The organism is uncultured Algimonas sp., from assembly GCF_947498175.1.
Classification (GTDB): domain Bacteria; phylum Pseudomonadota; class Alphaproteobacteria; order Caulobacterales; family Maricaulaceae; genus Litorimonas.
Map to the genome: position 1 here is coordinate 37,776 of NZ_CANMJB010000006.1, position 14,037 is coordinate 51,812.

12 protein-coding genes and 1 other RNA gene are annotated in these 14,037 nt (G+C 63.7%); 8 read left to right on the forward strand and 5 right to left on the reverse strand.

Annotated features, from left to right (window positions below; all coding sequences use genetic code 11):
* Positions 1-21: 21 nt before the first annotated feature.
* Positions 22-383: a transfer-messenger RNA gene (gene ssrA / locus Q0718_RS10230) on the reverse strand.
* A gap of 61 nt (positions 384-444) precedes the next feature.
* On the opposite strand from ssrA, the gene Q0718_RS10235 reads away from it, so the two are divergent.
* The 3 genes from Q0718_RS10235 to Q0718_RS10245 are packed head-to-tail and all read left to right on the forward strand — an operon-like array spanning position 445 to position 3,784.
* Entirely contained in the window at positions 445-1,524 is a 1,080-nt protein-coding gene (locus Q0718_RS10235; protein WP_298917296.1) for a M20/M25/M40 family metallo-hydrolase, read from the forward strand.
* A 5-nt stretch (positions 1,525-1,529) separates the two neighbouring features.
* Complete coding sequence (locus Q0718_RS10240; protein WP_298917509.1) at positions 1,530-2,666, forward strand: hypothetical protein; 1,137 nt, start codon at positions 1,530-1,532, stop codon at positions 2,664-2,666.
* Positions 2,663-3,784 carry a M14-type cytosolic carboxypeptidase gene (locus Q0718_RS10245; RefSeq protein WP_298917299.1) on the forward strand — a complete coding sequence of 374 codons (1,122 nt, stop codon included), beginning with the start codon at positions 2,663-2,665 and terminating at the stop codon, positions 3,782-3,784. Before Q0718_RS10240 ends, Q0718_RS10245 begins: the two co-directional genes overlap by 4 nt.
* Positions 3,785-3,922: 138 nt before the next feature.
* On the opposite strand, the gene serA is transcribed toward Q0718_RS10245, so the two are convergent.
* From serA to Q0718_RS10265, 4 genes are all read right to left on the reverse strand, one after another.
* Positions 3,923-5,497, reverse strand: a complete 1,575-nt coding sequence (gene serA, locus Q0718_RS10250; protein WP_298917302.1) for a phosphoglycerate dehydrogenase — start codon at positions 5,495-5,497, stop codon at positions 3,923-3,925.
* On the reverse strand, positions 5,490-6,017 hold the full coding sequence (locus tag Q0718_RS10255) for a GNAT family N-acetyltransferase (protein WP_298917305.1): 528 nt from the start codon (positions 6,015-6,017) through the stop codon (positions 5,490-5,492). The genes serA and Q0718_RS10255 overlap by 8 nt, the downstream gene beginning before the upstream one ends.
* 11 nt (positions 6,018-6,028) lie before the next feature.
* Positions 6,029-7,213 carry a phosphoserine transaminase gene (locus Q0718_RS10260; protein WP_298917308.1) on the reverse strand — a complete coding sequence of 395 codons (1,185 nt, stop codon included), beginning with the start codon at positions 7,211-7,213 and terminating at the stop codon, positions 6,029-6,031.
* Between the two features lie 400 nt (positions 7,214-7,613).
* Positions 7,614-8,390: an enoyl-CoA hydratase-related protein gene (locus tag Q0718_RS10265; protein WP_298917310.1), complete on the reverse strand. Its 777-nt coding sequence runs from the start codon at positions 8,388-8,390 to the stop codon at positions 7,614-7,616.
* Between the two features lie 152 nt (positions 8,391-8,542).
* Here Q0718_RS10265 and Q0718_RS10270 point away from each other — a divergent pair, with 152 nt between their 5' ends.
* The 5 genes from Q0718_RS10270 (at position 8,543) to Q0718_RS10290 (ending at position 13,979) form a co-directional block, all read left to right on the forward strand.
* On the forward strand, positions 8,543-9,718 hold the full coding sequence (locus Q0718_RS10270; RefSeq protein ID WP_298917313.1) for an acetyl-CoA C-acyltransferase: 1,176 nt from the start codon (positions 8,543-8,545) through the stop codon (positions 9,716-9,718).
* Positions 9,719-9,923: 205 nt separating this feature from the next.
* Positions 9,924-10,838, forward strand: a complete 915-nt coding sequence (locus Q0718_RS10275; protein ID WP_298917315.1) for an SDR family NAD(P)-dependent oxidoreductase — start codon at positions 9,924-9,926, stop codon at positions 10,836-10,838.
* On the forward strand, positions 10,835-12,016 hold the full coding sequence (locus Q0718_RS10280; protein ID WP_298917317.1) for an acyl-CoA dehydrogenase family protein: 1,182 nt from the start codon (positions 10,835-10,837) through the stop codon (positions 12,014-12,016). The genes Q0718_RS10275 and Q0718_RS10280 overlap by 4 nt, the downstream gene beginning before the upstream one ends.
* 184 nt (positions 12,017-12,200) lie before the next feature.
* Entirely contained in the window at positions 12,201-13,319 is a 1,119-nt protein-coding gene (locus Q0718_RS10285) for an acyl-CoA dehydrogenase family protein (protein ID WP_298917320.1), read from the forward strand.
* Positions 13,320-13,520: 201 nt separating this feature from the next.
* Complete coding sequence (locus Q0718_RS10290) at positions 13,521-13,979, forward strand: MaoC family dehydratase (protein ID WP_298917324.1); 459 nt, start codon at positions 13,521-13,523, stop codon at positions 13,977-13,979.
* Positions 13,980-14,037: the final 58 nt, after the last annotated feature.

Sequence of the window (14,037 nt, forward strand, 5' to 3'; positions counted from 1 at the left end):
CCCTGGAATTGGAACGAAGAAAGTGGTGGGTTTCTGTTGCCAGCTACCCACCGAAGCCCGCCTAGGGGTCTGAAACCCTAGGAGTTAAAAGTCGGAAAATATCCGGACTGCTTACGCAGCCAGGGCAAATTCCTCAGCAGAATTGTCATTAGCAATTACTGTTGTCGGACTTTTGACGGAGTCCACACGAACGAAAGCTAACGTCTTTAGGCGTCTGTCGATGCTGTTTCGGCCCCATCAGAAACCCACCGGTCCGGTGGATTTGTGGTGGAGCCGCCGGGTACTGCCCCCGGGTCCAGTCCGCTTATTGCACGCGCGTTTATCGTCATAGCTGGCAAGCCAGCCCGATCCATATAGGGCATGGGAGCCTGAATTTCCAGCCCCAACCGATCAGCCGCGTGGTTCGCCGTTGAAACGCGCGTGACAGACCGCCATAGCAGGATCATGGACGGAGCGCTCGCATATCTGCGCGACCTGGTCGCCTTCGATACGCGTAACGGCACCGGCGACGAGGTCGCCTGTGTCGAATGGTTGTCGGGTGAGCTATCCCGGCACGATCCGGACAGTCTGGTCACGGAAACGGTCGGGCGCTCCCGCGGCAAGCCCGACAGCGCTTTCGTGCTGGCGACATGGGGCACGCCGACGACGCTGCTGAACGTCCACATCGACACGGTGCCGAGCGGGGAAGGGTGGACAGCCGACCCGCTGGAGATGATCGTGCGCGACGCACGCGCCTATGGTCTCGGCACGTCCGACATAAAGGGTGCGGCGGCTGCGATCCTTGGGGCCCTCGACACGACCGGACCGCGAAATGTCGCGGTCCTGTTCACAGGCGACGAAGAGCACGGCTCCGAAGTCATGCCGGCCGTCATCGCGGGCGGCCATGTCGCAGGCGTGCAGCGCGGCGTCGTCTGCGAACCGACCGCGTGCCGGGTCGGGCGGGCGCATCGGGGCATGCTGGCGGTAAGAGCGGATTTCCACGGTCCGGGCGGACATTCCAGCTTGGCGGACGAGATAGACGCCCCTTTGCTCAGGGCTGCCCGATTTGCGTCGCAATTGGGCGATTACAAGGCGGCGAATCGGGCATTCGGCCACGAACCTTTCAAGGGATTATGCGTGAATATCGGCGACCTCCGCTCCGACGGAGCCTATAATGTCATACCGACGACGGCGTCGGCTTGGGTTTCGATGCGGCCGCCGCCAGGCGACGATGTGGCGTCGCGCGAACGCGACGTCCGCGCCGCGGCCGACGCTCACGGCGCGAAAGCGGAAACCATCGTCGCGCTTCGGCCCTTCGCCAGCCGGGATCCATCCGCCTTTGCGCCCGTGTTCGGACCGGACGAGATCGTCGATCTGCCCTATTGGACGGAAGCCGCGCTGTTGGGCGAGGCGGGCGTGAACTGCATCGTCTACGGCCCGGGCAACCTCGACCAGGCGCACCGGCCTGACGAATATGTCGAGCTGGCTCAACTGGCTGCGGCGCAGTCGCGCTACGCCGACGTCCTTGCGGGGGGCTTGTCGTGAGCGATATGCGCCAGACCGTGCTGAGCTCCCTGTCCGCCATCGGCGCGACGCAGGAAGCGGGTTTCTATGCCGACCTGTTCGCCAAGACCGATCCGGAACGCTTCGCGCTGATTCTGCTCGACCCGCGCGTGCTGAAAAATCCGTTGCTGGAGGTTCTGACGTCGAACCTCCAGTTTCTCGCCAGTCTCGGGCTGTCGCCCACGCTCCTGATCGGGGCGTCGGACGACAACCGGACGTCCATCAAGTTCCAGTCGCAGCGCCTGATGCGCGCCTTGGACAGCTCGGGCGTCAAGTCGGCCAAGCTGAACACGCAGACCTATGCGCTGATCTCCGAAATCCGCCGCCGCGCCCAAGCGGGCATCATGCCGATCCTGGAAATGACGGAACGGCGCGGGCAGGGCGGGCTGACGAAACTCGTCAACGACCTGCGCCCCAGCAAGATCGTTTCGCTGCAACCCTCTGGCGGCCTCAGTCTGGACGGCCGCAGACGGCGCAACATGCGGCTGTCGGACATCGAACCGCTTCTGGGGACGACCGCGCTGACCGCCGGGCAGGACAGGTTCCTGCGCACGGTCCAACGCATCGAACAGGAGGCCGAGGAAGGGCGGCGCAGCTACGTTCTGGCGTCGCCGCTGAACCTGCTGTCGGAGCTGTTCACGACCAAGGGGTCGGGCACTCTGATCCGCCGCGGCGCGGAAATCGTGCATCACAAGACGCTCAGAACCCTCGATAAGGCCGCCTTGCGCAAGGCCATGGAAAGCGCGTTCGGCAAATCGCTCAGGGACAGCGCCTTGAAGGGCAAAATCCGCGCCGCCTATGTCGAACCGGATTTCAGGGCGGGCGCGATCTTCACGACGCTCGCCGATCAGCCTTACCTGTCCAAGTTCTGGGTCGTGCCCGAAGCCCAAGGCGAAGGCCTGGCGCGCGATGTCTGGGACAGGATGACTGAGGATCTTGGCGCGTTCTTCTGGCGCTCCCGCGCCGAAAATCCGTTCAATGACTGGTATGTGTCGGCTTGCGACGGATTGCAGAAATGCGGGGATTGGCGCGTCTTCTGGAAAGGTCTAGACGCGGCCACCTTGCCGACGGCGATTCAGGCCGCGACTTCGGCAGCAGAGGATTTCGAACCGCACCTCCCATGACAATCTCCATCAACGACGCTTTCGACTCCGGCAATATCGAGGTGATCGATGCGTCCGACCCGCAAGACATCCGCCTCAACATCCGCACTGACAACAATAGCGACTTCTACCAGTGGTTCCACTTCCGCGTGGCCGGAGCCAAAGGCGTCCCGCTGCGCCTGGTGATCGAGAATGCAGGCACCGCCGCCTATCCAGACGGCTGGACCGATTACCACGCCTGCATGAGCGAGGACCGCGACGACTGGGTCCGCGTGCCGACCCGCTATGAGAAGGGCCGCCTCGTCATCGAGCACACGCCCGGCCTCGACAGCGTCCATTACGCGTATTTCGCGCCCTATACGATGGAACGCCACCGCGACCTGATCGCCGACGCGCTGTCGCATGACGGCGTGTCGCTCGACGTGCTGGGACAGACCCTGGACGGGCGCGACATGGACTGCCTCACCATCGGCGAGGGCGACAAGACGATCTGGGTCATCGCCCGCCAGCATCCCGGCGAGAGCATGGCCGAATGGTGGATGGAGGGCTTCCTCGCCCGCCTGACCGATCCCGAAGACAAGGTTGCGCAGGACATCCGCCGCAAGGCCAGGTTCCGCATCGTACCGAACATGAACCCGGACGGCTCGTTCCGGGGGCATCTGCGCACCAATGCGGTCGGGTCGAACCTGAACCGCGAATGGGACACGCCGACCGCGGACAAGTCGCCGGAAGTTCTCGTCGTGCGCAATGCCATGGACGCGGACAGGCCCGGGCTCTGCCTGGACGTGCATGGCGACGAAGCGCTGCCTTACAATTTCATCGCCGGGGCCGAGGGCATTCCCGGTTACACGGACAAGCAGGCGGCGGATCTGAAGGCCTTCCTCGACGCCTATCTGGAGGCCAGCGCCGATTTCCAGACCAAGGTCGGCTACCCACTCACCGCGCCCGGCAAGGCGAACCTGTCGATCTGCACCAACGCGCTGGCCGCGCGCTTCGACTGCCTGGCCATGACGCTGGAAATGCCGTTCAAGGACAATGCGAACGCCCCGGACCGCATGCGCGGCTGGGACGGGAATCGGTCGGCACAACTGGGCAGCGACACGCTGGACGCAATGGCGGCGGTGATCGACCGGTTGTAGCGGACGCGCTGCGCGCGGCTCCATTATTATCGTCCCCCTCCGCCCCTTCGGGCCATCTCCCCCGCAAGGGGGAGGTGGCCGACGCGCGTAGCGCAAGGTCGGAAGGGGGCACTCACATCAGTCGCGCGCAGCGCGCTCTTACATCCGAACCCGGTCCACGATCTTCACCTGTTCGACGTCCTTGATCGCCTCGACGACGGCGTCGCTCACCTCGCCGTCTACCCCGATCAGGCAGACCGCTTCGCCGCCTTCGTCCATCCGGCCCAGATGGAAGTTGGCGATGTTGACCTTGGCGTCGCCAAGCAGGCGCCCGACCTCGCCGATGAAGCCCGGCTCGTCGTCGTTGCGGACGTAGATCATGCTGGGCTCGAATGCCGCGTCCATCGGCACGCCGAATAGCCGCACGATGCGCGGCTCGCCCCGGTAGATCGTGCCGACGATGGCGAACTTGCGCTGGGCCGTTTCAACCGTCAGCCGGATCAGGCTGTCCGCCCGTTCGGCTTCGTCGATATAGCTCTCCGTCAGCTCGATCCCGCGTTCCTTGGCCAGCACGGGCGCGCTGACCATGTTGACCTCCGGCATGGCCGCCCTGAGCAATCCGGCCAGCGCGGCAGCGCTCATCGGATTGGTGTTCAGCTGCGTGATCTCGCCTTTGTAGGTGATCTGGATGCTCTGCGCCGGATCGTGCAGCAATTGCCCCATCATCGTGCCCAGCTTGTCGGCGAGATCCACCCAAGGCTTCAGGCGCGGCGCTTCTTCGGCGGTGATGGAGGGCGTGTTGATGGCGTTGCTGATCGCGCCGGTCAGCAGATAGTCGGCCATCTGCTCGGCCACCTGCACGGCGACGTTCTCCTGCGCCTCGTTGGTCGACGCGCCCAGATGCGGCGTCGCGACGAAGCCCGGCGTGCCGAACAGCGGATGGGCCTCGGCCGGTTCGACCGCGAACACGTCCAGTGCTGCAGCGCGCACATGGCCCGCTTCCATCGCATCCTTCAGCGCCTCTTCGTCCACCAGGCCGCCGCGCGCGCAGTTGACCAGGATAACGCCCGGCTTGGTCATGCCGAGCCGGACACGGCTGACGATGTTGCGCGTGCTGGCGACCAGCGGCGTGTGCAGTGTGATCGCGTCGGCGCGCTGGAACAGTTCGTCCAGTTCGACCTTGGTCACGCCCAGCTCCACGGCCCGCTCCTCGGTCAGGTAAGGATCGTAGGCGATCACCTTCATTTTGAGGCCCAGCGCTCGTTCGGCGACCAGCGCTCCGATGTTGCCGCAGCCGATCACGCCCAGCGTCTTGTTGAACAGCTCCGTGCCTTTGTAATCAGACTTCGGCCATTCGCCATTCTGCGTGCGCTCGGACGCTTTCGGGATCTGGCGGGCGGCGGCGAACAGCATGGCGATGGCGTGTTCGGCCGTCGTAATGGCATTGCCGAACGGCGTGTTCATGACGACCACGCCCCGGTCGGTCGCCGCGCCGATGTCGATATTGTCCACCCCGATCCCGGCCCGTCCAATGACCTTGAGGTTGGTCGCCTGGCCGATGATTTCGGCGTCGGGGCGCGTCGAGGACCGCACGGCGAGCCCGTCATAGTCTGCGATAATGTCCATCAGCTCGTCCTTGGACAGGCCGGTGATGACATCGACATCCACGCCGCGGGCCTTGAAGACCTCCATGGCGCGCGGGCTCATTTTGTCGCTGATGAGAACTTTAGGCATTGTCGTTTCCTTTTCGCCAGGCGTAGCGCGTGATGGCGTAGACGTGGCAGTGATCCGGTCCGAACTGTCGCGGACCCGTGAATGTGAAGCCCATCGCGTCGTAGAAGCGGTGAGCGGATGTGTTGGAGGCGAGGGGATCGACGCGCACTTCGCCCACGCCGGGTCTGGCGAAGCAGAGGTCGAGCGCCTGGCGCATCATTTCCCGGCCATGGCCCTGGCCGATACAGTCCGGCTCGCCGATCCAGATGTCGATGGCCCAGACACTGTCTGCGACATCGCCCCAATAGTGGCTCTCCTCGCGCGCGGCGTCGATCATCTGGACCATGCCGATCTGACGCGCGCCGAGCATGGCGATGCGGTGATCCTGCCAGTCGGCGGTCCGGGCCAGCTCCGCGTCCCAGTCGGTCGCGTTGAAGTCCGGGTCGCCGCTGGCATCGGCCACATGGTCGCGTGCGTCCCAGCGGCGGAGCGTGTCCGCATCGCTGGGCAGAGCCGGACGCAGATGGAGGATCTCAGCCATGATGCGAGGCGCTAGGCGTGCCCCGTCTCCTTGGCGCGAAGCTCCTCGATCTGCTGCGCGAACGCCCAGTCGAGCCAGGGCAGGACGGCTTCGACGTCCGCGTGCTCACACAGACCGGAGACCCAAAGGCGGAAGCCCGGCGGGGCGGTGCGGTAGGCGCCGAAGTCGAGCGCCACGCCTTCTTCGGCCAACCGTGCGACAATGCCCTTGGCGAAAGCGGCTTGGTCATCCAGCGGCAGGGCCGTAACGGTCGGATCCACGATCTTCAGGCACACGCCCGTGTTGGAACGCTTCTCGTCATCCTCGCAGAGATTGGCGATCCAGTCGCGCTCGGCCACCCAGTCCCAGATGGTCTGCGCGTTGCGGTCGGCGCGGTCATGCATTCCTTGCAGTCCGCCATTGGCCTTGACCCATTTCAGCGCGTCGAGATGATCCTCGGCGCAGAGCAGGGACGGCGTGTTGATAGTCGCGCCTTCGAAAATGCCTTCGATCAGCTTGCCGCCTTTCGTTAAGCGGAAAATCTTCGGCAGCGGCCAGGGCGGGGTGTAGCTTTCCAGCCGTTCGACGGCGCGCGGGGACAGAATCATCATGCCGTGCTGCGCTTCGCCGCCCATGACCTTCTGCCAGGAATAGGTGACGACATCGAGCTTTTCCCACGGCAGGGGTTGCGCGTAGACGGCGGAAGTCGCGTCGCAGATCGTGATGCCGTCGCGGTCATCCGGGATGAAACCGTAATCGGCGACCTTCACGCCCGAGGTCGTGCCATTGGCCGTAAAGACGAGGTCTTGCGAACCGTCATAGGCGGAGAAGTCCGGCAGCTTGCCATAATCGGCGGTCAGCGTGGTCAGGTCGTCCAGCGGCAATTCGTTTTCCGCGTCCACCACCCAGGCCTGGCCGAAATTCTCCCACGCCGCGACGATGACCGGGCGTTCGCCCAGCATCGTCCACATCGCCATCTCGACCGCGCCCGTGTCGGACGCCGGGACGATGCCGATGCGATAGTCGTCGGGAACCTGCAGCACCGCGCGTGTGAGATCGATGACCTCGCGGAGCTTGGCCTTGCCGAGGGCGGAACGGTGGGAGCGGCCGAGAGCCGCGTCGGAAAGCGCGTCGAGCGTCCAACCGGGACGTTTGCGCGTGGGACCCGCGGAAAAACGCGGATCGGCCGGCCGGGTAGCCGGGCGAGGAGTCGTCATAGCAATGTCTCCATCGGCTGCGTTTTTGTACAACCATCGAAGTGCGCCTCAGTGGGGAGGCGTGGCCCACGTGCCGGGTAGGCGTGAAGGGCAGGGGAAGTCAAGACGCGGCGATGGAACGACGCTCCTTCCATTTCATCCTTCACCCCGGCTTGATCCGGGGTCCATCACAGGAAGGCGGGGCTGGCCGATAAGGGTTGGGAGATGGATCCCGGGTCGAGCCCGGGATGAGGGTGCGGAGAGACAAGCCGACAAGACGCCGTCTGGGCTTGCGGGGCGGTGTTCCCTTCGCGTCCTTTGGGACGCGTGTTCCTGCGGAACAAGGTTTGCGACGATTGCCGTTGGCAATCTTAGACCCGCACGCGGGAGGCAAACCTGTGGGGGTTGGGATCGAGCGAGGCTAGCTCGACCAATTCGGCTTTCTTTTCTCCAGAAAGCTCGCCACGCCCTCGCGGCCTTCTTCGCTGCGCAGACAGGCGGCGAAGCTGTCGGCGGCGCGGTCCAGCACGGCGTCGCGGGAGAGGCCTGTGCTGCCCAGGATCAACGCCTTGGTCGCAGCATTGGCGCCAGGGGCGCAGCGCAGAACGCCCTTTCGGACCTGCGCTTCCACGCCGTCCAGATCGTGCGTGACGTGGTCGGCCAGACCCAGCCGCCCCGCTTCGGTGCCGTCGAAACGGGCGCCGGTCAGCATGATGCGGCGCGCCGTGGACAGACCGACCCGGGCGACGACGAAGGGGGCGATCTGTGCCGGCGGAATACCGATCATGGTCTCCGTCAGGCTGAACTTGGCGTCCGGCGTCGTCGCGATCACGTCGGCGCAGCACATCAGTCCGAGCCCGCCCGCGATCGCCGCGCCTTCGACCAGCACGACGGTGGGCATGGGCAGGTGGTTGAACGCGTCCAGCATGGTGCCGATGCGGCGGTTGAACGCCGCCGTTTCGGCTAGGGTCTTTTCGTCCGACTGGTAGACCTGGAACGCGTTGAGGTCGCCGCCGGCACAAAAGAAACCGCCGCGCCCGCGCATCGTCATACCGCGCACATCGGAGTCGGTGGCCAACGCCTCGAACGCAGACATCAATTCGTCGATCATCGCATCGTTCATGGCGTTGCGCTTGTCGGGCCGGTTCAGCCAGATCGTGGCCCAGCCGGTGTCGCGGATGATGTCGAGTGTCTGCATGGGTCGGGCGTAATCCTTCGCAGATGGGCTTGCCAAGTCCGAAGCCGTGTCTTGCGCCGGATGACACCATCGCATGGCTGTTAACGTAAACGTCAACTTGCCAAACGGGGTCTCACCCCTCAGAAGGCAGATCGAACCCATTGGAGATCCTCATGCGCGAAGCCGTCCTCGTATCCACCGCCCGTACCCCCATCGGCCGAGCCTATCGCGGGGCGTTCAACGCGACGCCGTCGCCGAGCCTAGCCGGTCACTGTATCGATCACGCGGTCAAGCGCGCGGGCGTCGAGGGTGAGTTGATCGAGGACGTGGTCATGGGCTGCGCGCTGCAGCAGGGCGTGCAGGTCACGGTCGGCCGCAACGCCGTGCTGGCGTCGAGCCTGCCTGTCACCGTTCCGGCCATGAGCGTGGACCGTCAATGCTCCTCCGGCATGGTTGCCATCGGCATCGCCGCGCGCAAGATCATGTGCGGCGAAATGGATATCGCCATTGGCGGCGGTGTGGACAGTATCTCCATGGTTCAAACGCCCGAAATGCGGGTCGCGCCGGACCCGGCTGTGATCGCCAAGCACCCGGCCGCCTACATGCCCATGCTGCAGACGGCGGAAGTCGTCGCGGAGCGATACGGCGTGTCGCGCGACCGGATGGATGAGTATTCGCTGATGAGCCAGCAGCGCACCCACGCCGCGCAGGAAGCGGGCGCCTTCGATGACGAAATCGTGCCGCTCGAGTCCACCATGAAGATGATGAACAAGGAAACGAAGGAAGTTTCTCAAAAGACCGTGACGCTGGAAAAGGACGAAGGAAACCGCCCGTCCACCACGCTGGAAGGGTTGCAAGGCCTGAAGCCCGTTCTGGGTCCGGACAAGACGATCACGGCGGGCAATGCCTCGCAGCTGTCCGACGGGGCGTCTGTGTCCGTTCTGATGGACGCCAAGACAGCGGAAAAGCGTGGGCTGGAGCCGCTCGGCTATTATCGCGGCATGGCCGTCGCGGGGCTGGAGCCGGACGAGATGGGCATTGGTCCGATCTACGCCGTGCCGAAGCTGCTGGCGCAGGCTGGTCTGAAAATGGACGATATCGATTTGTGGGAGCTGAACGAGGCGTTCGCGGTTCAGGTTCTGTACTGCGCCGACAAGCTCGGCATTCCGATGGAAAAACTTAACGTCAATGGCGGCGCGATCTCGATCGGTCATCCCTACGGCATGAGCGGCGCGCGCATGAGCGCCCACGCTCTGATCGAAGGCAAACGCCGCGGCGCGAAATATGTCGTCAGCACCATGTGCATCGGCGGCGGCATGGGCGCGGCTGGGTTGTTTGAAGTCGCTTAGTTTCTTTTTGCCGCTCAGGCCGGCTTGACCGGCCTGCCCATCTCCTACTGTCTCGTCTAGCTGAGAGGTTTGGGTGATGGACCCGCCGATCAAGTCGGTAGGAGCGGGAAAGCAAAAGAGCTAGATCACATACGCGACCCTATCACCCGCGCCCTTGAACCCGTTCATCCGCAACAATAGCTAACTTCCGAACACAGGACCCATCATGGCCATCACCTTCGACAATCGCGTCGCCATCGTTACCGGAGCCGGAGGCGGCCTCGGACGCTCCCACGCGCTCGCGCTCGCCACGCGCGGCGTGAAGGTCGTCGTCAACGATCTCGGCGGATCGGTCGACGGGACGGGCGGCAGCGAGACCATGGCGCAGTCGGTCGTCAAAGAGATCGAGGCCATGGGCGGCGAAGCCATCGCCAACGGCGCGAACGTCACGAAACAGGACGAGGTCGAGGCCATGGTTGCGGAAACCATCGACCGATTTGGCAAGGTCGACATCCTGGTCAACAATGCCGGGATCCTGCGCGACAAATCCTTCTCCAAAATGACGATGGACGATTGGAAGCTGGTCGTGGACGTGCATCTGCACGGCTCGGCCACCTGCACCAAGGCCGTCTGGAACCATATGAAGGAAAACCAGTATGGCCGCATCGTCATGACGACGAGTTCCTCCGGCATGTACGGCAATTTCGGCCAGACGAATTACGGCGCGGCAAAGGCGGGGCTGAGCGGCTTCATGCGCACGCTCTGCCTGGAAGGCGCGAAATACGACATTCGCGTCAATACGCTGGCCCCGACCGCGCGGTCCCGCATGACCGAGGGGCTGATGCCCGAGGAGATCCTCGAGAAGCTTCAGCCGGAACCGGTCAGCCAGGGGCTGGTCTACCTCGTCTGCGACGACGCGCCGAACCGCACCATCCTCGCCGCCGGAGCCGGGGGCTACGCCGTGACCAAGGTCGTGGAAACACAGGGCGTCAACTTCAGCGAGGGCGAGGCGACGGCTGAAAACGTCGCAGCCCATTGGGACGCGATTTCCTCCATGGAGGGCGCGGAAGAATATACGAATGGCGGCCAGCAGGGGGCGAAGTTCCTCGGCCGTATTGCCAAAGGAGAGTTTGCCAAATGACGGATATGAATCTGGACGAATTCCGCACCGAAGTTCGTGGCTGGCTAGCCGAGAACTGCCCAGAAGAAATGCGCACGCCCGTCGAAGGCGATCAGGATGTTTGTTGGGGCGGACGCAATTTCGAATTCCAGAGCGAGGCGCAAAAAGTCTGGCTGGAACGTATGGCCGCCAAGGGCTGGACCGTGCCGACCTGGCCAACCGAATATGGTGGAGCTGGCTTGTCCCGCGCCGAGGAGAAGGTGCTGCTGTCGGAGATGCGCAAGATCAACGCCCGGTCGCCCCTGACCAGCTTCGGCATCTGGATGCTCGGCCCGGCGCTGCTGAAGTTCGGCAATGACGAACAGAAGGCGGAGCACCTGCCCAAGATCGCGCGCGGCGAAATCCGTTGGTGCCAGGGCTATTCCGAGCCCAACGCCGGGTCCGATCTCGCCAGCCTCGCCACCAAGGCCGAGGACAAAGGCGATCACTGGATCGTCAACGGCCAGAAGGTGTGGACCTCCTACGCCGACAAAGCAGACTGGATTTTCTGCCTCGTTCGCACGGACAATACGAAGGGCAAGCATTACGGCATCTCCTTCGTCCTGTTCGACATGGAAACGCCGGGCGTGGAAGCGCGGCCGATCAAGCTGATCTCCGGCCGCTCACCCTTCTGCGAGACGTTCTTCGAGGACGTGAAAGTCCCGAAGGAGAACCTCGTCGGCGAAGAGAACAAAGGCTGGACCATCGCGAAATATCTGCTGACGCACGAGCGCGAAGGCATCGGCGCGGCCGCGCCCATGCGCCCGATCCACGAGGTCGCGGCTATGAGCCTCGGCTTGGACGAGAGCGACCGACTCGCGGACCCCATGCTGCGCACCAAGATCGCGGAAGCCGAGATCGACGATTGGGCGTTCGGGCTGACGATGGCGCGCAAGCTGGCCGAGAGCAAAGCCGGACAGTCCATGGGTGCGGATAGCTCCATGCTGAAATATTACGGCACGGAGTTGAACAAGCGGAAGTTCGAGCTGATGATGGACGCGGCCGGCCATGACGGGCTGGAGTGGGAATCCGAGCGGTCCCGCGACGGCAAGCTGGCGCGGAGCTGGCTGCGGACCAAGGCGAATTCGATCGAGGGCGGGACGTCGGAAATTCAGCTGAACATCATCAGCAAGCACATTCTCGAACTGCCTGGAGCTTAAGCCGTCGCGCCTTCGGCGCGGCAGACCAATTTGTCACCCTTCCGTCAGAGCTGCGCTCTGCCACCTTCCCTGTCAGGGAAGGAAAGAGTTTTCCTCCCCGGAAAGGGGAGGTGCCGCGAAGCGGCGGAGGGGTGACCGACAATCAAGACAGCGCGACGCGCTGACGACAATGGGAAACCGAATCATGGCCCTGGTCCTGAACGAAGACGAAGTGATGCTCCGCGATACGGCGGAAGGGTTCTTCGCGGAAAAAGCGCCGGTCAAGGCGCTGCGCACCTTGCGCGACACGAATGACGAGACCGGGTTCGACCGCGCGCTCTGGTCCGAAATGGCCGATATGGGCTTTGCCGGGATCGCCATCGGCGAAGATCATGGCGGTGTCGATATGGGCTTTCAGGCGGCGGGCCTGCTGGCCGAACAGATGGGCAAGAACCTGACGGCGTCGCCCTTCCTGTCGACGGCTATCCTGGCGGCGACGGCGCTGCGCGAAGCTGGGTCGGACGCACAGAAAAGCGAATGGCTGCCCAAGATCGCGTCGGGCGAGACGGTCATGGCGGTCGCGTTGGACGAAGGGCCGAAGCATAATCCTGCAGGCATTGAGACGACCGCCGAGAAATCCGGCAACGGCTTCAAGCTGAACGGGGCCAAGGCCATGGTCGTGGACGGCCACGTCGCGGATCAGCTGATCGTTGCCGCCAAGACCGATGACGGTCTGGCCTTCTTCCTCGTCGATCCCAAGGCCAAAGGCGTCGAGATCGAACGCACCATCATGGTGGATGCGCACAATGCCGCGCGCATCGATCTGAACGATGTCGAGGTGGATGGCGACGCGCTGATCGGCGAGACCAATGCCGAAGACGCGCTGCACAAAATGCTCGCGGCGGGTCGGGGTATCGTGGCTGCGGAACTTCTAGGGGCCGGGAGCGAAGCTTTTCGCTCCACAGTTGAGTATATCAAGGAACGCAAGCAATTCGGCGTGCCGGTCGGTTCTTTCCAGGCGCTGCAGCACCGCTCCAGCCATCTCTATTCCGAGCTTGAAATCGCCCGCTCCGCCGTCCTCGGCGCGCTGACGGCGCTGGACGCAGGGGACGAGAACGCGAACCGCTACTGCTCCATGGCCAAGGCCAAGCTGGGCGAGGTCGCCAAGCTCGCCGCGCTAGAAGGCGTGCAGATGCATGGCGGCGTCGGCATGACGGACGAATATGATATCGGCCTGTTCCTGAAGCGCGTGCGCGTGTTGCAGGAACTGCTGGGCGACGCGGCGTACCATCAGAACGATTATGCGAAGGCGAACAAGTTTTAGAAGACGGCCTGCGGGCCGACTTATTTTAGTCCCCCTCCGACTTCGCTAACGCTCAGCCACCTCCCCCTTGCGGGAGAGGAACTTAAAGAGGAAAACGATCCCACTCACTTCCTCCCCCGCAAGGGGGAGGGGGACCGCCGAAGGCGGTGGAGGGGGACATAAAACAAGAGCCGCGAAGCGGCACCATATGGGAGAGTGACCATGCCAGCATTTGCGGCGGACGAAATCGAGAGCAAGATCGGGGAGCAGATGGGGACGTCGGACTGGATCCACGTCACCCAGGACAAGATCAACACCTTTGCCGAATGCACGGGCGATCATCAGTTCATTCACGTCAATCCCGACATGGCCAAGATGACGCCATTCGGCACGACGATCGCGCACGGCTTCCTGACACTCTCGCTTATTCCAGAGATGAGCTATGGCGACGCGGCCGCCTCCATTAAGGGCGCGCGCATGGGCCTGAATTACGGGCTGAACAAGCTGCGCTTCCTCGCGCCGGTCAAGAACGGCAAGAAGGTGCGAGGCCACTTCAAGCTGACGGGCTATGACGAGAAGGCTCCGGGGCAGCACTTGCTGACGCAGGAAGTGACCGTGGAGATCGAAGGCGAGGACAAGCCTGCGCTCGTGGCCGAAACGCTGACGATGCTGTTTACTTAAGACGCTGGAAATATCCGCTCTCGCCGACTTGATCGGCGAGCCCATCACCCAACCCTAT